Here is an 18,105-nt window from a genome sequence, read left to right as displayed (position 1 = left end):
CCAAAAGCCACCACTCAAAGGGACTTGACCGACAATTCGGGCGGCGTTGTGCTCCCGGGTGTCGCTGAACGACTGCTTCGGCACAGTTGACGTGCTGAGAGCGCGCTTGTCACAGCCGCACGCGAGACTCCATGTCGAAGACATGCGGCTCCGCACCACGCGCTTCCAAGCTCACCAGGTCTCCCGGGCTGAGCGAGGAGAACCCCGGCTCACGCACGATGAACACCCCGTCACCGATCCGCAGCATGATGTCGGTGGCGTTGCCGAGCGGTTCGACCACGAGGATCGTTCCGTCGTGGGCGTCCTCCGTGCCGGGGACGAGCGTGCACTCCGTTGGACGCAGTCCCAGACGCACAGTCGTGCGCTCACCGAGGTCCGCCTCGGGGACGTCCACATCGAGCGAGGTGCCCTCGAGACGGACGCGGTGCGGGCCGATGACCGCTGCGTCGAAGATGTTCATCCGGGGCTTGCCGACGAACCCGGCCACGAACTCCGTCGCCGGTGTCCGGTAGATCTCGGTCGGGGTGCCGTACTGCTCGAGGTGGCCGGCGCTCATCACCGCGATGTAGTCCGACAGGCTCATCGCCTCCTCCTGGTCGTGTGTGACGTAGACGCTGGTCGCGCCTATGTCCGCGTGCAGGATCTTGAGCTCGGCCCGGGTCTTGTCGCGAAGCAGCGCATCGAGATTCGACAGAGGCTCGTCGAAGAGCAGCACGCCGGGGCGCCGGGCGATCGCCCGCGCGAGCGCGACTCGCTGACGCTGACCGCCGGAAAGTGCCTTGGGCCTGCGCCCCAGGTGCTTCTCCAGCTCGAGCTTCGTCGCCGCCTCGAGGACCCGCTGCTCGATCTCCGCTTTGGGCATCCTGCGCATCTTCAGCCCGAAGGCGATGTTGTCCGCGACCGAGAGATGCGGGTACAGCGCATAGTCCTGGAACACGAAGGCAAGATCGCGCTTGTGGGGCTCGAGGTCCTCGACCGCCCGACCGTCGACCACGATCGATCCGTCCGTGACGGACTCGAGACCGGCGATCATGTTGAGGGTGGTGGACTTGCCGCACCCGGACGGTCCCAGCAGCGAGACGAAGCTGCCGTCCGGGATGGTGTAGGTCAGGTGCTCGACCGCGTAGCGGTCGTCCTTGGGGGAGTACTTCTTGCTGACTCCCTGCAGCTGGATCTCGGCCATCAGCCCTTCACGGCTCCTTCGGTGATTCCTTGGACGATCCACTTCTGCGCCACGAGCGCCAGCACCAGGACAGGTAGTGCGGTGATCACACCGGCGGTCGCGGCCGCCGTGTAGTCCATCGCGAAGAGACCCTGGAAGGCCGCGGTGCGGACAGGGAGAAGCGGGGTGTTGTTCGAGGTGAGGACCTTCGCGAGGAAGAAATCGCTCCATGCGGTGATGAACGCGAAGATCGAGGTGGCGGCGATGCCCGGGCCGGACAACGGCAGCACCACTCGCCGCACGATGCCCAGGCGCGTGCAGCCGTCGACCCGAGCAGCCTTCTCGAGGTTGACCGGGATGGACTCGAAGAAGCTGACCATCATCCAGATCACCAGCGGCAGGATGAACGCCGTGTAGGTGAGGATCATGCCGAGCAGCGAGTCGTAGAGACCGAAGGCGCGGAGCAGGACGAACAGCGGAACGGCGAGCACGACGGCGGGGATCGCCTGCACCGCCATCATGCCCAGGAGCAGGGTCTGCTGACCGCGGAAGCGGAACCGGGCGAAGACGTAGGCGCACAGCGAACCGAGCGCCATGCAGATGAGCGTCGTCGCCGCGGCGACGATCAGTGAGTTGCGGATCGGGGTCAGGAACGAGCTGTCCGAGAGCAGGGAGGCGTAGCTGCTGAGCGTGAGGTCGCCGGGGGAGAAGTCCATGCGCTCGGAGCGCAGGTTGCTCGCCGGGAAGACGCTGTAGACCACCATCCATGCGAAGGGGACGGTCAGGTAGAGGATCAGCAGCACCACCAGCGCGCGGTGGAACACGGTCCCGGCCAGCCCGCGCCGACGGGGGCCGGCAGCCCTCGCCGAGCGTGGGGCCCGCGCGGGGCGGGCAGTCGTGGCGGCGGTCATGAGGCCTTGTCCTTCCGTCGGCCCAGCACCAGGATCCAGAAGATCGTCACCACGATGACCAGGCCCATGATGGTGATCGACATTGCGGCGCCGTAGCCGCGGTCCAGGTAGCTGAAGGTGGTGAGGTAGGCGAGGAAGTTGATGGTGGTCGTCGCCTCCGCCGGGCCGCCCGAGCCGCCGGTGAGCACGTAGATGGTGTCGAAAACCTTGATCGACCACATCGACTGCACGATGAACAGGAACATGAGCGTGCCGCGGAGGTTCGGCAGGGTGACCCTCCAGAACTGGGCCCATCCGCCGGCGCCGTCGATCGCCGCGGCGCGGTAGATGTTCGACGGGATCGCCTGCATCGAGGCGATGGTCATCAACGCCAGGAAGGGCGTGAGCTTCCAGACCTCGGAGAAGATGAGGACGCCCATGATGAGCTGGGGATCAGCGAGCCACTGGACTGGGCCGTCGACGATCCCGATGCCCGTCAGTGCGGCGTTCGCGACCCCGTAGGTCCCGTCGAAGACCAGCTTCCACATGATGCCGTTGACGACGGGTGGCACCGCCCACGGCACCAGCAGCAGGACCCGAGCGATGTTCCTCCCGCGGAACGGGTGCTGCAGCAGCCTCGCGATGCCGACGGCGAGAGCGACACCGCCGAACACGGTGAACAGCGAGAACACGAAGGTGCGCACCATGGCCTCGCGGAAGTTGCCGTCGGTCGCGAGCTGCGCGTAGTTCCACAGCCCCACGAACTGCGTGTCCCCGGGCATCTTGTCGTTCATCTGGTAGAGCGAGAGCATCACCGCGTACAGCAGCGGGTAGATGAACAACGCTCCGATGGTGAGGACGGCGGGGGAGGCCGCGAGGACCGCGAACCTGCGGTCCCCGCGCTCCCCGGCCGTGAGCTTGCGTCGCGTCATGCGTTCAGCCCATGTACCTGTCGACGATCGGGAGGAGCTCCTCCTGCGCGGCCTTCAGCGCCTCGGCCGGCTCGGCCTCCTGGTTCATCGCCCGGAAGACCTGCACCGACAGGAGCTGGTCCAACTCGTTCGACCACGGGGTGCCGTAGCGCTCCACGGCGTACTCGGTGGCCTGCTCGTAGGTCGCCACCACCGGCAGGGCCTCGAGCGTCGCCGGGTCCTCGAGGGTCGCCTGGGAGACGGGGAACCAGCCCTCCTTCTCCACGATCTCCTTCTGCGCGGTGGCGCCGGAGGCGAACTGCAGCCACTTCAGCGCGGCCTGCTTGTTCTGGGAGAAGCTGCTGATCGCGTAGCCCTCGGAGCCGTCGATCGAGGCCGAGCGGACGGTGATCCCCGGGATCAGCCCGTTCCCGGTGGTCTCCGCCGACGTCACGGCACCCTCGGCGGTGGCCGAGGCCCACTGGAAGGGCCAGTTGAACACCGCGGAGGGGCGGCCCTGGGAGAACACCTCGATGAGGTCCGAGGCGTTGGTGATCTGAAGAGAGGCCGGGTCCATCACCTTGTGCAGGTGCAGCAGCTCGACCATCTTTGTCAGCCCCTCGACGCCGGCCTCGCTGTCGAGCTGCGGGGTCCAGTCCGCCTCGTACAGCTCGCCGCCGGCCAGCAACAGAGAGCGCAGGAAGTTCTGGTACGCCCCGGCAGGGTTGCCGATGTCGCAACAGTAGCCGTAGCGGCCGTCGACGGTGGTGGCCTTGGCGGCTTCGACGAATTCGTCCCAGTTCTCGGGGACTGAGTCGGGATCCAGGCCCGCCGCGGCGTAGTGCTCCTTGTTCCAGAACATGGTCTGGACGCTCGCGAACTTCGGCAGGCCGTAGACCTTCGAGTCCCAGGAGACGGCATCCAGTGCCGGGCGGATGAGGTCTTCGGGGATCGCCTCGGGGGCGAGCTCCTGCAACCAACCCGCCTGGCCGAACTCCGCGGACCAGCCGGCCCAGGTCATGACCACGTCGATCGAGGCGTCCTGGGCGGCGAAGGCGGTGGCGAAGCGGTCGTGCAGATCGTTGAAGTTGGCCATCTCGTAGTTCTTCACCACGATGCCGGTCTCCTCCTGGAACTGCTCGATGAGCCCCTCCTTGAACACCAGGTTGGTGTTGTCGTCAAGGATCGAGATCTCCGCGCCCTCGAGAGAGGAGTCGTCAGGCGCCAGAGCGTCTCCGGAGGAGTCCTCGCCCTCGCCGCCGCCGGTCCCGGCGGCACGATCAGAGTCCGGAGGGACGCAGGAGGCGAGGCCGAGTGCGCCGACGGCGGCCCCGGCTCCCAGAACGCTGCGGCGGGTGGTCGTACGGGTGGTGCGTGACATCTGGATCGTTCCCTTCAGGAGGTGATCGGTTGGACGGCACCGGTCTCCAATGACCGGTGGACGGCTTCGATGGCGCGGGTGATCAGCAGGCCGTGCGCGGCACCGGGGAGGTCGAGGTCAGCGCCGCCGACGGCGTCGAGGAAGTCGCGCATCATGTCCGCGGCGACGCCCGCCGGGCGGCCGCGGTGGTCATGGCCCGGGGAGCCGACGGCGGTGGTGCGCTCGGCGGTGGCGCGACGGGCGCCGGTGGCGTCGATGTCGAGGACGAATGCGTCCTGCGAGGTCTCGACCTCGAATCGGAACTCGAACACCGAGGGCTTGCCCAGCGGCTGCACCCAGCCGCTGTCGAGGTCGAGGATCGACCCGTCGGACATCGCGAAGCTCGCCGAGACCCGGTCCCAGGTGTCCACACCGGCGGCGGGCAGCACGCGCCGGACCCCTCGCGCGAACACCTCGACGGGCACCGCCCCGGACAGCCAGGTCGCCATGTCTAGCGAGTGCGGCATGAGGAACCACGCCGGGCTCGACAGCGCGGCCCAGCCGAGCATCTCGGTGGGCACGTGGATCGTGTCCTGGAGCAGGGCGCGCTGGGACACGAGGGTGCCGTCGCCCTCCTTCAGTTGATCGCGCACGGCGCGGAACAGCGGGTTCCAGCGGTTCTCGAAACCGACGACGATGCGGCCGCCGCCGCGCTCGGCGGCGGCGATGATCCTTTGCGCCTCCTGGGAGGTGGTGGCCAGCGGCTTCTCCACCAGCAGGTCCAGCCCGGCCTCGAGCGCGACGACGGCGGGCACCTCGTGGGCGAAGTCGGGTGTCGCGACGACGACGGCGTCAAGCTCGGCGCCGCTGGCGAGCAGGGCGTCGATCGACTCGAAGGTCGGCACCGCGAGCTCCCCGCCGAGCTCGGCGGCGCGGGTGGGGTTCGGCTCGCAGATCGCGACCAGCTCTGCGCTCACGTGATGGTGCGTGGTCTCGGCGAAGATCCGGCCGCGGATGCCGCCGCCGATGATCGCGATGCGAGGATTCCCCATCTGGTGGTACTCCTGTGTACTCGGTCCATCGAATATGTTGGAGGACACTACAAACTATGACCGGTCCCGTCCAGACCGTTCTCGTGGTGAGACGCGATCGTGACCGAAGCGCTTGGGGAGGAGCGGCGAATGATGGAATGGGGCCTCGTGCCAGGCGATGGTGCACGTGCCAGGGGGAGGGGAGCCGAGATGAGTGACGCTTCCGTGCTCACCGCTGCCGATCTCGGTGCGGCTAACCGCTCCCGACTGATCAGGATCCTGCACCGCGACGGCCCCCAGAGCCGGGCGCAGCTCGCCGCCGCGCTGGGCGTCAGCAGGGCCACCGTCACCACCATCGTCCAGCCCCTGTTCGACGCCGGTCTGCTCGTCGAGCAGGAGCCGGCCGACCGGGCCTCCCGACGAGGGGGAGGCCGCGCCGGGAAGCCTGCACGGCCCCTGTGGTTCAGCGACGCCGTCTTGCTCGGCGGGGCGTACATCTCCGGGGACGGCGTGCACTGTGCCGTGCTGCGCATGGACGGCGAGGTCGTCCGCGAGACCCGAGCTCCGCTCGAGCGCGAGGACGTGGTCGACGGCGTGCTCGCCGCCTGCGGGGACTTCTTCGCCGGGACGGGGCTGATGGGCATCGGTGTCGCCGCGGCCGGCATGGTCGATACCGAGGCCGGGGTGATCCTCGAGATCTACCGGGCTCCGGGCTTCACCGGTGCGCAGATCGGCCCCCGGCTCGGCGAGATGCTCGGCGTGCCCGTGGTGGTCGACCACCATCCCCGCGTCCAGGCCATCGGGGACCTCTGGTTCGGAGAGGGGCGTGAGCTGGCAAGCTTCGTCTCACTCCACACCGGCGAGGTGCTGGGCGTCGGCATGGTTCACCACGGCCGCGTGCTGAGAGGAGACCGCGGTGCCGGCGGCGAGGTCGGCCACATGGTCGTGGACGCCGATGGGGAGCGCTGTGTGTGCGGCAGAATCGGCTGCTGGGAGACGGTGGCGACCCTGCCCTGGCTGCGCCGCGAGGCGGAGCGCGCGGGCCTCGACGACGCGTGGGAGATGACCTGCGCCGCGCTGGTCGCACGGGCGGAGACTGTCCCCGCAGCCGAGAGGCTGCTGCGCAGGTACCTACGGAACATCGCCCAGGGCATCGCCGACCTGGAGCAGCTGCTGGGCCTGCAGCGGTATCTCGTCCACGGCGACGTCGGCCTCGGCGGGCGGCGAGCCGAGCAGATCCTCGCCGAGGAGCTCGACGGGATGCTCAACCGACGACGTACGCTGCCGCTGGTCACTGCGGTGGCGGATGATGATCGCTCGACGCTGCTGGGGGCGGCGGGGTTGCTGCTGTCGGCGGCGTTCTCGCTGGACGTGGATCGGTGAGCGTATGCGACGAAGGCATGGGCGCTGCCGCGGGGGAGCGATCCCTCCACGCCAACGGGCGGCGGGTTGAGAAGGTCTGGTCCTCGGTCCCATATTCTCGCCTCGAGTGGTGCGCAACCACGCCGGAGACCAGACAGGGACAGAAATGACCGATGACTCGATCGCGTTCGAGACGAAGACCGTGCGAGCAGTCCGCGGGCTCGAGAGTCGAACTATCTCGAAGTGGGAGGGTTAGGGCTGGGAGTTCGTCTCCCGTTCTCCGGGAAAGCTGCATACAGAACTGCTCTTCCGCCGCCCGAAGCCCAAGTCTCGCGCGCTTCTCTACGGACTCCTGGGCGGTTCCGCCGCCATGGTGCTCGCCATCGTCATCGGAATAGGGGTGGCGACGGAGAACGGCGACCAGGAGCCCGCGTCCGCAACAGAGGCGGCGACATCGCGCTCTGCATCCGCGACGGACGAACAGGAGGGAGGGAGCACGAAACCCGTTGACGATTCCCCCGGTGAGACCGCGGACTCCGCATCGGACGTGCTCACGACTGACAACAGTGCTGAGCTACGCGGGATCCTAGGGCTCACAGACTACTGCGACAGCTCCATCGCAGAGTTCGCCACGGAGTACGAGGGGCGAACGATCAGCTTCGACGCCGGCATCGGAGCAATGACTCCTCATGACGGAGCATTGACCCGATACGACATTCTCCTCAGCGCTGGCGACTTCAGTGAGACCGAGTCCCCCGGACCCATGTTCCAGTTCCGCGACGTGAACACCACTCACGATCTGCATCTTGCAGACGGCGCACCGGACTCCCTCGGCGTGGGAACGAACCTTCACGTCACTGCGCAGGTCGCCGAGTACGAGACCAGCTCCTGTCTGCTGCTGCTCGAACCGATCGAGACTGCCGTGAGTTAGGAGTCTGCAGCCGCGGCTGGCGAGATCGCGCATGAGCTTCATGAGGTAGATGCCGACGATCGTCTTGCCGGTCCCGGGATCGCCCTGGATCGCCGCGATCGTGCGCACCTCCGGATGGCGGAGGTCCTCGACGAGCCCCTCCATGATGTCCAGCACCGCGATGCCCTGCTCGGTGTTCAGCGCTTTGTACGGCGAGAGCTTGAAGAGGTCCGAGTTCTCGATCTCCGGGATCGACCGCTCGAAGTATCCGCGGCTGCGGAGCTCCTCGAAGATCTCCTTGAAGGTGTCGTTGTACTCGCTGCGCTGGAAGTAGTCCTGGTTGGTGATGCCCTCGTTCCGGTTCAGCACCTCGTACTTCCCGTGGCCGCCGAGCAGACGGATCAGGAGGGACTCGAGATCTAGGCAGGCGGAGCCGTTGAACCGTTCGTCGAAGACGATGCGGACCTCCTTGAGATGCCGCTTCTGCTCGGACTTGAGATGCTGACGCATCCGTCGGTCCGCGCTACCCGTCTCGCCGACGTAGATGTCTCGGCCGTCCTCGATGAGGTACACCACCGGCCAGTTGGAGAAGCGGGGGAGTCGCACCCTGGTCTCCTCGACCGATTCCGGGGTGAAGCGGAGCTCCTCGATCTCAAAGGCGGTCATACTTCGTGCTCCGTCCCTTCGCCTTCTCGACCGGATACTTCACCCGCGTGCGCTCGAGCTTCGCGCGGACAATCTCTTCAGGGTCAAGGTCCAACTGATCTGCGAGATGGAGTGCATAGGTGAGGACGTCGGCGAGCTCACCGGCCACTTCGTCCCTGTCCGCGTCAGAACCCCACTGGAAGCACTCCAGGAGCTCCGCGGCCTCGATCGAGATCGACTTCGCGAGATTCTCCGGCGTGTGGAACTGGTGGCAGTCACGCTCGGCGGCGAACGCTCGAAGGGTGTCCATCACGGAGTCGCTGGTCATGGCCTTACGCTAGCAATGGCTCTTGGATGCGTGCGGTCACAACGCCAGGCTCCGCGACGAGAACTCCGATTCGGCAAGCCGTCCGCCCTCACGGGCGCAGTAGCATTGCGGCGCAATCGACCGGGAATGCTCGCACTGCACAGCGCAGAGCGCCCGCCTGCCTTCTCGTCGCGGAGCACGTCACGGCAGCGGTGGCCGAGCGATCACCACCTCAAACCTGTCATCGCCCAGGAGTGATCCCTTGCCGGCGGCCCACGGGATCAGAATCGTCGATCCTGCCGACAGGCGGAGTGGCTCGTTGCCGGAGGTGGTCAGCGCTCCGCTGCCCGCGACGCAGAAGAGCACGCTGTACCCCTGCTCCACAGGGTCCCTGCCGCCGAGCCGCTCGAGCCGGAAAGGCGCCTCGGCGCCGTGGAGGAGATCGCCGTGGGTCTTATGGTCGGCGGTCCTCAGCGCGTCGACATCGCCGGCCTCCATCCCGCCCCGCACGATCCCGGCCGCCTGAGCGTCGCTTACGCCGAGGTGCCCGCCGGCGCCCCCGGGCAGCGGGAAGCTCTTCCACTCCAGGAAGACGGACAGGTCGGAGGGCTGTTGGATCTCCACCAGGAAGGATCCCTCGCCGATGGCGTGGGGCAGCCCGGGCGGACAGTAGACGACGTCACCCGCGCGCACCTCGATCCGGTGCATCCGCTCCACCGCGGTCTCAGAGTCGCCCTCGGCGATCATGCGGTGTATCTCGTCCAGCGTCGTGCCCGGGACCAGGCCGAGATGGGCGGAGGAGTCCGTCAAGAAGAGCCAGGCCTCGGCCTTCCCGTGATGACCTCCCAGGCACTCCTTCGCGAAAGCGTCATCGGGGTGTACGTGCACTGGGAGACGCTCGCCGGCGTCGAGGAGCTTGGTGAGCAGCTCCGTGGAGGTCCCGAACACCGCAAAGTGGTCCGGCCCCAACCACTCCTGCGGGGACTCCGCGATCGCCTCCCGGAGCAAGCGCCCGTCCGGGAGGCGGGTCAGCCCGACGCCGGGCTCACCGGCGACCTCGGTGCATGAGGCGACCCAGTCCTCGGGCTGGAATTCCTCGCCGCGCTCCTCGCCGCGGAAGTCCGCGATGCGCGCTCCTCCCCGGTAGAAGCGGTCCTTCGGCTGGTTGCTGCCCAGTGCGATCGGTTGTACTCCTGTGCCTCCTCGCCCGGGTCTCACAGCGTCACCGGAGCGACGGCCGCGCTGCGATGGGACTGCTGCGCCGCGTCGTAGATCGCATGGGTGGCCAGCGCCTCCTGCGGGGTAACGCATCCGAAGCGATCACCCAGCTCGCCGACGCGTTCGGCGAGGAAAGCCGCCCACATCTGGAGGATCGCGTCGGAGAATCCGGTCTCGAAGATCCCGCCAGTCACCGTCGGCCACACCGACTGCGAGCCCGCTTCGAGCGAGGACCACGCCTGCTCCGTCGAGCCGCCGGGGAGAGCCTGGACGGTCATGAGGCGCACCTCCTTCGGGTTCTTCGTGGAGAACTCGACCCCGCCCTCCATCCCGATGGCGCGGAAGCTCCAGGTGTTCTTCTCCCCGGGGGCAATGCGCTTCATCGTCACCGTGAGGGGGAACGCGCCGTCGTCGGAGTCGATCGTCTGCCACAGATGGGCGTTCTCGTAGGTGTCGCAGAGCGCCCGCCCGCCCTCGCCGTCGGGCCGCTCGGGGACGAGGTCCTGCAGGCAGGCGAGGAGGCTCCGGGGCGCCCAGCCGAGCCGGAGCGGGACGTGGAGGGCGTGCAGGCCGAGATCGTTCATGACCCCGGCGGCACCGCAGAACTTCGCCTGACGCTTCCAGTTGATCGGCTTCCCCGGGTCGAAGTCGCTGGAGTGCCAGAAGTGGCTCTCCGCCTCGATGATCGTGCCGAGGCGGCCGGAGCGGACGATGTCGATCGCCATCTGGGCACCGGGGAAGAACGGCATCTCGCTCGAGCAGCGCACGAAGCGCCCCGGATTGCGGGCGAGGCTCTGCGCGATCTGCTGCGCGGCCTCGGAATTGATGCCGAAGGGCTTCTCCGCGAGGAGGTCCTTGCCCGCATCGAGCGCGGCGCTGTACATCTCTGCGTGGAGGTCGTGGCGCACGGCGATGTAGAGCACGTCGATGTCCGAGGCGTACAGCTCCTGGACGTCGGTGGTCAGCAGCTCGATCGAGGGCAGCTGGCGGAACCAGTCCAGGGCTGCGGGGTTGATGTCGCACACGGCGGTCACCCGGGGGGTGGCCGGATGGTCGACGAGGGCGGGCCAGCGCTGGATCGCGCTGGCGATCTCGCGGCCCATGAGGCCCGCGCCGACGATCCCGATCTTCACCTCCTGCGTCATGCCTGCTCTCCCGTGTCGATCATCGACAGTGCGGTCTCGACGTCGGCGTCCTCGTGCAGCATCGCCATGAGGGCACGGGTGATCCCGGCCGGGTCGCGGTGCTGGACGATGTTCCGGCCGTACACGAGCCCCTTCGCGCCCTGCTCGAGCACGACCCGGGTCCGCTCCAGGAGCTTCCTGTCGGAGGTGCGCCCCCCGCCGCGGACCAGGACGGGGATGTCGCCGGCCATCTCGATGACGCGGTGGTAGTCCTCCGCGTTCGAGCTGAAGTCGGCCTTGATCAGGTCAGCCCCGAGCTCGACGGCCTGGCGGACTAGGGTTTCGATCTTCGCGACGTCGCCGTCGACCTGGTAGGCGCCGTTCTCCGAGTTGTCCCGCATGACGAGCGGCTCGATCATGAGGGGCATGCCGTAGCGCTCGGAGGTGCTCTTGAGCGCCATGATGCTGCGGATGTTCGCCTCGCGGATCTCGGGCCGCCCCGGGAGCTGCATCAGGTTCGCGACGACCACGGCGGCATCGAGCCGCACGGCGCGCTCGACGGCGTCCTCGAAGTGGTGGCTGTAGAGGTGCTCGTCCAGCGGGACGCCGTACACGTTGGCGATGTCGGTGCGCATCACGAAGGCGGGCTTGTCCTTGCCCGGGCGCTGCTGGAGGAGGCGGCCCTGCCCAGGGGTCAGCTGGATCGCGTCGGGCGCGGCGTCGACGAGCACGTCGATCGCGTGGGTGATGTTCTCCGTGCCGTCGAGGAAGCTCCTCTCGCCAAAGAACCCGTGGTCGATCGCCACATCGAGCACTCGCCCTGAGGCCGGATTGAAGAATCGGTTCAGCCTGTACACGTCCATGTGTCCACTCCTCGCTTCGCGGTGGGGAGGCGTGTCCGTCCTGCGGAAGCACGCTCTCCCGACGGTCCCGGCGGTTCGGTCGCCCTCCGGTGGTGACGATGCTAGCGATGCGAGACAACGTTGTCTAGAATGGGTCCGTCCTCTTCGTGGCGCCGCTCAGGGCGCGGGCGGATCATGGGGGACCGAGACGCACAAAGGAGAGCCTCTTGTACAACGTCGCCGTCGCCGGGCATATCTGCCTGGACCTGACTCCCGCACTTCCCCTCGGCATCGGCATGCTGCCCGGGAACCTCTACGACATCGGAGGGATGGCCTCGCGGCCCGGCGGCTGCATCGTCAATGTCGGCGCCGCGCTCACCGGGCTCGGGCTCGCCCCGAAGCTCTGGGGCGCCATCGGAGAGGACGACTTCGGGGAAATCGTCCTGCGGGAGGTGGAGAGGATGGGCCTGCGGACAGAGGGGATCCTCCGAAGCCCGGAAGCCCACACCTCCTACTCGGTCGTCATCGAGCCGGCCGGGATGAACCGCACCTTCTGGCATCACACGGGCGCAAACCGGAGCTTCGACGGGAGGTTCGTCGAGACCGACGGGACTGACCTCCTCCACGTGGGGTATCCCTCGCTGGTCCCCGGGCTGCTGACGGAAGGCGGTGCCCCGCTGGAGAACGTGATGCGCCGCGCCCGCGGCGAGGGGGTCACGACCTCGCTGGACCTCGCTGTGGTCGACCCCGACTCCGCGATCGGCCGCCTGGACTGGCACGGTATTCTCGACCGCGCCCTGACGGAGGTCGACGTGATGTCGCCCAGCGTCGACGACCTGACCTCCGCCCTGGAGAGCGGACCGGTCACCTCAGAGCAGGACCTGATCGCCCTCGCCGATGAGCTCATCGCCAAGGGTGTCGCGGTCGTGATGGTCTCCGCTGGCGAGGACGGGCTCCTGCTCCGCACCGCAGGCGCGGAACGACTCACCCAGGGCGGCCGTGTCCTCCAGAGCCTCGGGACGGAATGGGCCGACGTCACCGTGTTCGTCCCGGCCAAGGAGTGCGACGAGATCGCCACCACCAACGGCGCCGGCGACGCGGCGACCGCCGGGCTGCTCTACGGGCTCGCTGCCGGTCTCTCACCGACGGCGACGGGTGATTTCGCGACCACCGTCGCCCAGCGGTGGATCCAGCAGCGGGAGGTGACGGCGGAGGAACTCGCTGCGGCCTCCTCCGTGTGACGTGCCGGGATACGATCACGCGATCACCAGATCGGGAGCTCGCGGCCGGGGCCGCGAGTGTGCGGAGGAAGGGGAGTCGTTTGCCGGCACCGAGCTCGTCGCGCAGAGTGACCATCACCGACGTCGCTCGAGCGGCCGGGGTCAGCATCAAAACAGTCTCCCGGGTCACCAACGGGGTGGCGACGGTCAATCCCGAGATGGCCCAGCGGGTCCGCGAGGCGATCGAGGAGCTCGGGTATCGGCCGAACTACCTAGCCTCCCACTTGAAGTCGGGCACCTCTCCGCGCACGATCGGCTTCATCGCGAAGGACCTCTCCCGCGTGCACAGTGCAGACATCTTCGCCGGGATCTCCACCGTGGCGCGCCGACACTCCGCCCAGGTGATCACCGCGAGCACGGAGGAGTCCGAGTCGAGCGGGGAGGACCTCCTCGTCGCGGAGGAGCTGGCGCGACGGGGGATCGACGGGCTCCTCGTCATGGCCACCGGCGGGGACTACAGCGCCCTCGCGTCCGCGACGTTCCGCGGGATTCCCCGTCTCTTCGTCGACCGTGACGTACCGGGGGAGGACGCCGTCGTCCACGACGACGTCGACGGCGCGGACAAGGCGATGTCCACGCTCATCGCGCACGGGCACCGACGCATCGCCCACCTCTACAGCAGCATGACGATTCCGACCATGCGTGGGCGGCACCTCGGGGTGGACGCCGCGCTCCGGCGCGCGGGGCATCTGCGCTCCCAGGCCCCGCGCATCGCAGGGATCATGACCCGCGATGTCGCCGCCGAGACCGTCGGGCACCTGTTGGACTCGCCGAACCCGCCGACGGCGATCCTCTGCGGCAGTAGCGAGATCCTGTTCGGCTGTGTCCGCGAGCTCCTCACCCGCGGCCGGCAGGACGTACTCGTCGCCGCGTTCGGGACGGAGAAAGACGTCGAGCTGCTGCCCCTGCCCGTGGTGTTGGTCGAGACCGACGGCTTCGAGCTGGGGCACATCGCCGCGAACGCCCTCTTCCAGCGCATCACTCGAGGCGGCACCGAGACCCGCCGCGCGGTACTGCCGGCCTCCGTGCGTGAGGTACGGCCCCTCGGCCCCTCTGCCGACGTATGAGGTCCGCCCCTCTCGCCGAGCCGGCGAAAGGGGGCGGACCTCCGAGGGCAGGAAGGTCCGGGCCTCACTGCTTCTGGCCGAGCCTCCGGAAACTGTCCAGGGCGATGGCGAAAACGATCACGAGCCCCTTGATGACGAGCTGGTAGAAGAACGGCACGTTCATCAGCACCAGACCGTTGGTCAGCACGCCGAGGATCAGCGCCCCGATGAGGGTGCCCATGATCCTTCCCCTGCCGCCGGCCAGCGAGGTCCCGCCGAGGACCACGGCGGCGATCGCGTCGAGCTCGTAGGACTCGCCCGCCGTCGGCTGAGCACTCAGGACCCGTGCGGAGAAGATGATCCCCGCGAGGCCGGCGGTCGCCCCCGCGATCATGTAGACGCGCACGAGCACCGACTTCACGTTGATCCCCGCGAGGCGAGCGGCCTCCGGGTTGCCGCCCACGGCGTACACCTGCCGGCCGAACCGGGTGCGTTCGAGGAGGAACCAGAATGAGGCGTAGACGGCGAGCATCAGCACCACGGGGGTCGGGATCCCCGCAACATAACCGTTTCCCAGGATCGAGAAGCTGAGATCGTTCGCGGTCAGCGGCATCCCGCCCAGCAGTGCGTATGAGGTGCCGCGTAGATAGGTCATCGACCCAAGTGTCACGATGAAGGCGGGCAACGCGAGCCAGGCGACCAGCCCGCCGTTGATGAACCCGGCCAGCGCGCCCACCGCGATCCCGCCTAGCACCGCGATGATCATCGGTGCCCCGGCGGTGTGCAGCATGACGCTGGAGACGCCCGCGATGGCCAGGATCGAACCGACCGACAGATCGATGCCGGCGGTGAGGATGACCAGCGTCATGCCGGCGGCGAGGATCGCGTTGATCGACGCGGTGCGGGCGACGTTGAGCCCGTTGCTCACTGTGAAGAAGTTGTCGGCCACGACGGCCATGAGCACGATCAGGAGGATCAGCACCGCGAAGATGCCGACGCGGTCCCACCACAGGACGACCTGCCGGGCCACCCTTTGCTTCCGGGGGATCGCGGCATCGGTCGGCAGTGCAGGAGCAATTGAGTTCGTATCCATCATTCTTCCGTTCCGTACACGCCCGTGGCGTGGGCCATGACGAGCTCCTCCGTGGCGCTTCGCGCGTCCAGCTCGGCGACGATCTGTCCCTGCCTCATCACGACGAGCCGATCCGAGATACCCAGGGCCTCCGGGAGATCCGAGGAGATCAGCACGACGGCCTTCCCGGAGCGGGCGAGCTCGTCGATGATCCGGTAGATCTCGTTCTTCGCCCCGATGTCCACACCCCGTGTGGGCTCATCGAGGATGATGACGTCCGGTCCCTGGAGCAGCGCCCTGCCCAGCACGACCTTCTGCTGATTGCCGCCCGATAGGCTCGATATCGGAGCGGCCAGGGAGCTGGTCTTGACGTTCAGCCGGTCAGCGGTGGACTTGACGTTGCGGTGCAGCGTCTTCCGTAAGATGACGCCGATCCGGGAGAACTTATCCAGCACCGAGACCGACTCGTTGTCCGCGACGGACATCTCGAGGAATAGCGCCTGCGCCTTGCGACTCTCCGGCAGGAGGCTGATGCCTCGTCGGATCGACTTCGTCGGACTGCTCGGCGAGAAGGACTTCTCGCCGATCCGGATGTCGCCCGCCGCCCGTCGATCGGCGCCGTAGATCATCCGTGCGAACTCGGTCCGTCCGGCACCGATCAGCCCGACCATCCCGACGATCTCTCCCGCGCGGACGGTGAGATCGGCGGGACCGACCTTCCGGCCGTCGGTGAGCCCGCGCACCGAGAGGACGGTCTCGCCCACTTCCCGATCGGAGCGGACGTAGAGATCGTCGACGTCCCGGCCGACCATCCTGTTGACGACCTGGGACGGCGTGAGCTCACCACGGTCCACGGTCGTCACGAGCGCCCCATCCCGGAAGACGGTGATCCGGTCGGATAGCTCCCAGACCTCCTCCATGCGGTGGCTGATGTAGACCAGCCCCATGCCATCGGCCCGCATCGAACGGATCAGCTCGAACAGCCGGTCGCTCTCCGAGCGCGAGAGCGCGGCCGTTGGCTCATCCAGGACGAGGACGCGGGCATCCTCGGCGACCGCGCGAGCGATCTCCACCATCTGCTGCATCCCCACGCTGAGGCTGCCCATCAGCGCGGTCGGGGAGATCTCCGCGTGCACGCGGGCGAGCTTCTCGGCGGCGTCCGCGCGCATTCGTTTGCGGTCCAGGACCCCGAACCGGTTCGTGGGCTCGCGGCCGACGACCAGGTTCTCCGCCACGGTCATCTCGGGGATGACGTTCAGCTCCTGGTGGATGATCGCAATGCCCGCGGCCTGTGCCTCGCGCGGCCCGTCGAATCCGGCGGGCTCGCCGTTGACGTAGATCTCCCCGCCGTCGGGCTGGTGGATCCCCGAGATGATCTTCATCAGGGTGGACTTGCCGGCGCCGTTCTCGCCCATGAGCGCGTGGACCTCTCCAGGGCGTACGTCGAAGCTGACGTTCTTCAGCGCCTGGGTGGCGCCGAAGGCCTTGGAGATGGAGTCCACGCGCAGCAGGGCGGTGTCAGAAGCTTCCAATGTCATGGATCCGCTCCGCTCTCAGCCTGCTGGGGCTCACCAACCCTCGTACTCTCCGACGGTGTCGATCGTCACGAGGCTGGGATCCAGCAACGTCACACGCTCCTCGGGCTCGTTGCCCGCGGCGATGTCCACACCGATCCGGTAGGCCTCGTCCACCATGCCCGCGGGATCCTGGGCGGGAGTGGCCCAAAGGCTGGTGTCCCCGCCGGTCATCGCCTCAACCGCCTCGGGCGACCCGTCCACACCGACCACAACGACGCCGTCCCGCTTCGCCTGCTGCAGGGCGAGGTCCGCGCCGAGCGCGACGGGATCGTTCATCCCGAAGATCCCCTGCACGTCCGGGTTTGCTGTGAGCAGGTCGGTGGCGACGGAGAGCCCGGTGGCGCGATCGTTCGTGGTCGCCTGCTTCCCGACCACGGTGATGTCCGGGAAGTCCGAGGCGAGCACCTCCTCGCAGCCCTCGACCCTCTCACGCGGAGCCGTCGTCGGGGTGCCTTCGAGGATGAGGATGTTCCCCTCGCCGCCGATCTTCTCGGCGAGCGCGGTGCATGCCATCGTCCCGGCCAGCACGTTGTCCGTGGTGACTGCGGCGTCCGCGTTGGTGGCGTCCACGTCGACGGCGACCACGGTGATGCCCGCGTCCTTCGCGCGCTGGACGGCGGAGCCGATGCCCTCGGAGTCGACGGCGTTGATGATGATCAGGTCGACGCCCTGCTGGATGAAGGTGTCGATCTGGCTGCTCTGGACCGAGAGGTCCTGGCGGCCGTCCTGCACGTTGAGCTGGATGCCCTCGGCCTCGGCCGTCTCCTGCAGAGAGTTCTGCATCGACGCGAAGAACGGGTTCGAGATGTCCTGGAGCATGAGGCCGACGGACTTGACCTCCCCGTCACCGCCTCCCGCTGCACCGCCCTCCACTGCACTCTTACCGTCCGAGCAGGCGACGAGACCTGCCAACAACGAGACCGCGGCACCGGCGGCGAACAACCTGCGCTTCATCATCCCTACCTCCTTGTGGGAAGCGCGCTCCACCGTTGGAGCGCGCACACCAGATCGGCGTGGCGTGGACGCTACCACCCGCGCGACAACGTTGTCTAGGGCACATGTCCTGGCCGTCGGATGGTGTCGGATGAGGTGACTCGACTCCGTCGGCTCAGCCCAGTGGTCAATTCCTGAGCATCTGTCAGCTCCCGCCCATACAATTCGGACATAGGTCCGCTGACCTGCGCAGTTCCCTGTTCGAAAGGGTGCGCCGCCTGGCCGGCGCAGGTGATGACGTAGCTCTGCCTCCATACGGTCCAGCCGGTGACTCTCCGGTGCACTACCCACCGTCCAGGAATGCGCCTGACCTCGGCAGCAGGCCTCCGTCGACGCCGTTGGCATTGGTCAAGTCCCTTTGAGTGGTGGCTTTTG

The 18,105-nt window shown here is 67.8% G+C and carries 17 protein-coding genes; 5 read left to right on the top strand and 12 right to left on the bottom strand.

Annotation, left to right across the window (positions count from 1 at the left end; all coding sequences use genetic code 11):
• Positions 1–109 precede the first annotated feature (109 nt).
• The 5 genes from HMPREF3159_RS05925 to HMPREF3159_RS05905 are packed head-to-tail and all read right to left on the bottom strand — an operon-like array spanning position 110 to position 5,375.
• A complete protein-coding gene (locus HMPREF3159_RS05925) occupies positions 110–1,183 on the bottom strand; it encodes an ABC transporter ATP-binding protein (RefSeq protein WP_070500103.1) in 1,074 nt (357 codons plus the stop codon).
• On the bottom strand, positions 1,183–2,073 hold the full coding sequence (locus tag HMPREF3159_RS05920; protein ID WP_083305820.1) for a carbohydrate ABC transporter permease: 891 nt from the start codon (positions 2,071–2,073) through the stop codon (positions 1,183–1,185). The genes HMPREF3159_RS05925 and HMPREF3159_RS05920 overlap by 1 nt, the downstream gene beginning before the upstream one ends.
• Positions 2,070–2,984 (bottom strand): carbohydrate ABC transporter permease, encoded by a 915-nt coding sequence (locus HMPREF3159_RS05915; protein ID WP_070500102.1) that lies wholly within the window; start codon positions 2,982–2,984, stop codon positions 2,070–2,072. The genes HMPREF3159_RS05920 and HMPREF3159_RS05915 overlap by 4 nt, the downstream gene beginning before the upstream one ends.
• A 4-nt stretch (positions 2,985–2,988) precedes the next feature.
• On the bottom strand, positions 2,989–4,344 hold the full coding sequence (locus tag HMPREF3159_RS05910; RefSeq protein WP_070500101.1) for an extracellular solute-binding protein: 1,356 nt from the start codon (positions 4,342–4,344) through the stop codon (positions 2,989–2,991).
• A gap of 14 nt (positions 4,345–4,358) precedes the next feature.
• The gene (locus HMPREF3159_RS05905) at positions 4,359–5,375 is read right to left on the bottom strand and encodes a Gfo/Idh/MocA family protein (protein ID WP_083305819.1); all 1,017 of its coding nucleotides are present in this window, start codon (positions 5,373–5,375) and stop codon (positions 4,359–4,361) included.
• 189 nt (positions 5,376–5,564) lie between these two features.
• Between HMPREF3159_RS05905 and HMPREF3159_RS05900 the strand changes: the two genes are divergently transcribed.
• The 3 genes from HMPREF3159_RS05900 to HMPREF3159_RS18180 all read left to right on the top strand — a co-directional run bounded on the left by HMPREF3159_RS05900 (position 5,565) and on the right by HMPREF3159_RS18180 (position 7,960).
• On the top strand, positions 5,565–6,737 hold the full coding sequence (locus HMPREF3159_RS05900) for an ROK family transcriptional regulator (protein WP_070500100.1): 1,173 nt from the start codon (positions 5,565–5,567) through the stop codon (positions 6,735–6,737).
• Positions 6,738–7,086: 349 nt separating this feature from the next.
• A complete protein-coding gene (locus HMPREF3159_RS18185) occupies positions 7,087–7,647 on the top strand; it encodes a DUF4839 domain-containing protein (RefSeq protein WP_083305821.1) in 561 nt (186 codons plus the stop codon).
• 142 nt (positions 7,648–7,789) lie between these two features.
• Entirely contained in the window at positions 7,790–7,960 is a 171-nt protein-coding gene (locus HMPREF3159_RS18180; protein ID WP_210388840.1) for a hypothetical protein, read from the top strand.
• Between the two features lie 318 nt (positions 7,961–8,278).
• Here HMPREF3159_RS18180 and HMPREF3159_RS05890 read toward each other — a convergent pair whose 3' ends face one another.
• The 4 genes from HMPREF3159_RS05890 to HMPREF3159_RS05875 form a co-directional block, all read right to left on the bottom strand.
• Complete coding sequence (locus HMPREF3159_RS05890) at positions 8,279–8,599, bottom strand: nucleotide pyrophosphohydrolase (protein WP_070500099.1); 321 nt, start codon at positions 8,597–8,599, stop codon at positions 8,279–8,281.
• Positions 8,600–8,779: 180 nt separating this feature from the next.
• Positions 8,780–9,796 (bottom strand): class I mannose-6-phosphate isomerase, encoded by a 1,017-nt coding sequence (locus HMPREF3159_RS05885; RefSeq protein ID WP_070500098.1) that lies wholly within the window; start codon positions 9,794–9,796, stop codon positions 8,780–8,782.
• Positions 9,793–10,941, bottom strand: coding sequence for a Gfo/Idh/MocA family protein (locus tag HMPREF3159_RS05880; RefSeq protein ID WP_070500097.1), 1,149 nt, complete (start codon positions 10,939–10,941; stop codon positions 9,793–9,795). The genes HMPREF3159_RS05885 and HMPREF3159_RS05880 overlap by 4 nt, the downstream gene beginning before the upstream one ends.
• A complete protein-coding gene (locus HMPREF3159_RS05875) occupies positions 10,938–11,783 on the bottom strand; it encodes a class I fructose-bisphosphate aldolase (RefSeq protein WP_070500096.1) in 846 nt (281 codons plus the stop codon). Before HMPREF3159_RS05875 ends, HMPREF3159_RS05880 begins: the two co-directional genes overlap by 4 nt.
• Positions 11,784–11,989: 206 nt before the next feature.
• Between HMPREF3159_RS05875 and HMPREF3159_RS05870 the strand changes: the two genes are divergently transcribed.
• Together HMPREF3159_RS05870 and HMPREF3159_RS05865 are read left to right on the top strand one after the other, a co-directional pair.
• Positions 11,990–13,003 carry a carbohydrate kinase family protein gene (locus HMPREF3159_RS05870; RefSeq protein WP_070500095.1) on the top strand — a complete coding sequence of 338 codons (1,014 nt, stop codon included), beginning with the start codon at positions 11,990–11,992 and terminating at the stop codon, positions 13,001–13,003.
• 107 nt (positions 13,004–13,110) lie between these two features.
• Positions 13,111–14,109, top strand: a complete 999-nt coding sequence (locus tag HMPREF3159_RS05865; RefSeq protein ID WP_070500094.1) for a LacI family DNA-binding transcriptional regulator — start codon at positions 13,111–13,113, stop codon at positions 14,107–14,109.
• Positions 14,110–14,173: 64 nt separating this feature from the next.
• Here HMPREF3159_RS05865 and HMPREF3159_RS05860 read toward each other — a convergent pair whose 3' ends face one another.
• The 3 genes from HMPREF3159_RS05860 to HMPREF3159_RS05850 are packed head-to-tail and all read right to left on the bottom strand — an operon-like array spanning position 14,174 to position 17,694.
• Positions 14,174–15,184, bottom strand: coding sequence for an ABC transporter permease subunit (locus HMPREF3159_RS05860; RefSeq protein WP_210388839.1), 1,011 nt, complete (start codon positions 15,182–15,184; stop codon positions 14,174–14,176).
• The gene (locus tag HMPREF3159_RS05855; protein ID WP_070500093.1) at positions 15,181–16,698 is read right to left on the bottom strand and encodes a sugar ABC transporter ATP-binding protein; all 1,518 of its coding nucleotides are present in this window, start codon (positions 16,696–16,698) and stop codon (positions 15,181–15,183) included. Before HMPREF3159_RS05855 ends, HMPREF3159_RS05860 begins: the two co-directional genes overlap by 4 nt.
• A 30-nt stretch (positions 16,699–16,728) precedes the next feature.
• Complete coding sequence (locus HMPREF3159_RS05850) at positions 16,729–17,694, bottom strand: substrate-binding domain-containing protein (RefSeq protein WP_083305815.1); 966 nt, start codon at positions 17,692–17,694, stop codon at positions 16,729–16,731.
• Positions 17,695–18,105: the final 411 nt, after the last annotated feature.

The sequence above is a fragment of the Brachybacterium sp. HMSC06H03 genome, from assembly GCF_001807385.1.
Classification (GTDB): Bacteria; Actinomycetota; Actinomycetes; order Actinomycetales; family Dermabacteraceae; genus Brachybacterium; species Brachybacterium conglomeratum.
Note: the sequence above shows the minus strand (reverse complement) of the source record. Positions and strands in the feature narration are given on the sequence as shown.

Coding starts and splice junctions, on each gene's coding strand:
- HMPREF3159_RS05900 (WP_070500100.1), top strand. CDS start 5,565: ATGAGTGACGCTTCCGTGCTCACCGCTGCCGATCTCGGTGCGGCTAAC.
- HMPREF3159_RS05850 (WP_083305815.1), bottom strand. CDS start 17,694: ATGATGAAGCGCAGGTTGTTCGCCGCCGGTGCCGCGGTCTCGTTGTTG.
- HMPREF3159_RS05910 (WP_070500101.1), bottom strand. CDS start 4,344: ATGTCACGCACCACCCGTACGACCACCCGCCGCAGCGTTCTGGGAGCC.
- HMPREF3159_RS05915 (WP_070500102.1), bottom strand. CDS start 2,984: ATGACGCGACGCAAGCTCACGGCCGGGGAGCGCGGGGACCGCAGGTTC.
- HMPREF3159_RS05905 (WP_083305819.1), bottom strand. CDS start 5,375: ATGGGGAATCCTCGCATCGCGATCATCGGCGGCGGCATCCGCGGCCGG.
- HMPREF3159_RS05855 (WP_070500093.1), bottom strand. CDS start 16,698: ATGACATTGGAAGCTTCTGACACCGCCCTGCTGCGCGTGGACTCCATC.
- HMPREF3159_RS05860 (WP_210388839.1), bottom strand. CDS start 15,184: ATGATGGATACGAACTCAATTGCTCCTGCACTGCCGACCGATGCCGCG.
- HMPREF3159_RS05920 (WP_083305820.1), bottom strand. CDS start 2,073: ATGACCGCCGCCACGACTGCCCGCCCCGCGCGGGCCCCACGCTCGGCG.
- HMPREF3159_RS05880 (WP_070500097.1), bottom strand. CDS start 10,941: ATGACGCAGGAGGTGAAGATCGGGATCGTCGGCGCGGGCCTCATGGGC.
- HMPREF3159_RS18185 (WP_083305821.1), top strand. CDS start 7,087: ATGGTGCTCGCCATCGTCATCGGAATAGGGGTGGCGACGGAGAACGGC.
- HMPREF3159_RS18180 (WP_210388840.1), top strand. CDS start 7,790: ATGATGTCCAGCACCGCGATGCCCTGCTCGGTGTTCAGCGCTTTGTAC.
- HMPREF3159_RS05890 (WP_070500099.1), bottom strand. CDS start 8,599: ATGACCAGCGACTCCGTGATGGACACCCTTCGAGCGTTCGCCGCCGAG.
- HMPREF3159_RS05875 (WP_070500096.1), bottom strand. CDS start 11,783: ATGGACGTGTACAGGCTGAACCGATTCTTCAATCCGGCCTCAGGGCGA.
- HMPREF3159_RS05925 (WP_070500103.1), bottom strand. CDS start 1,183: ATGGCCGAGATCCAGCTGCAGGGAGTCAGCAAGAAGTACTCCCCCAAG.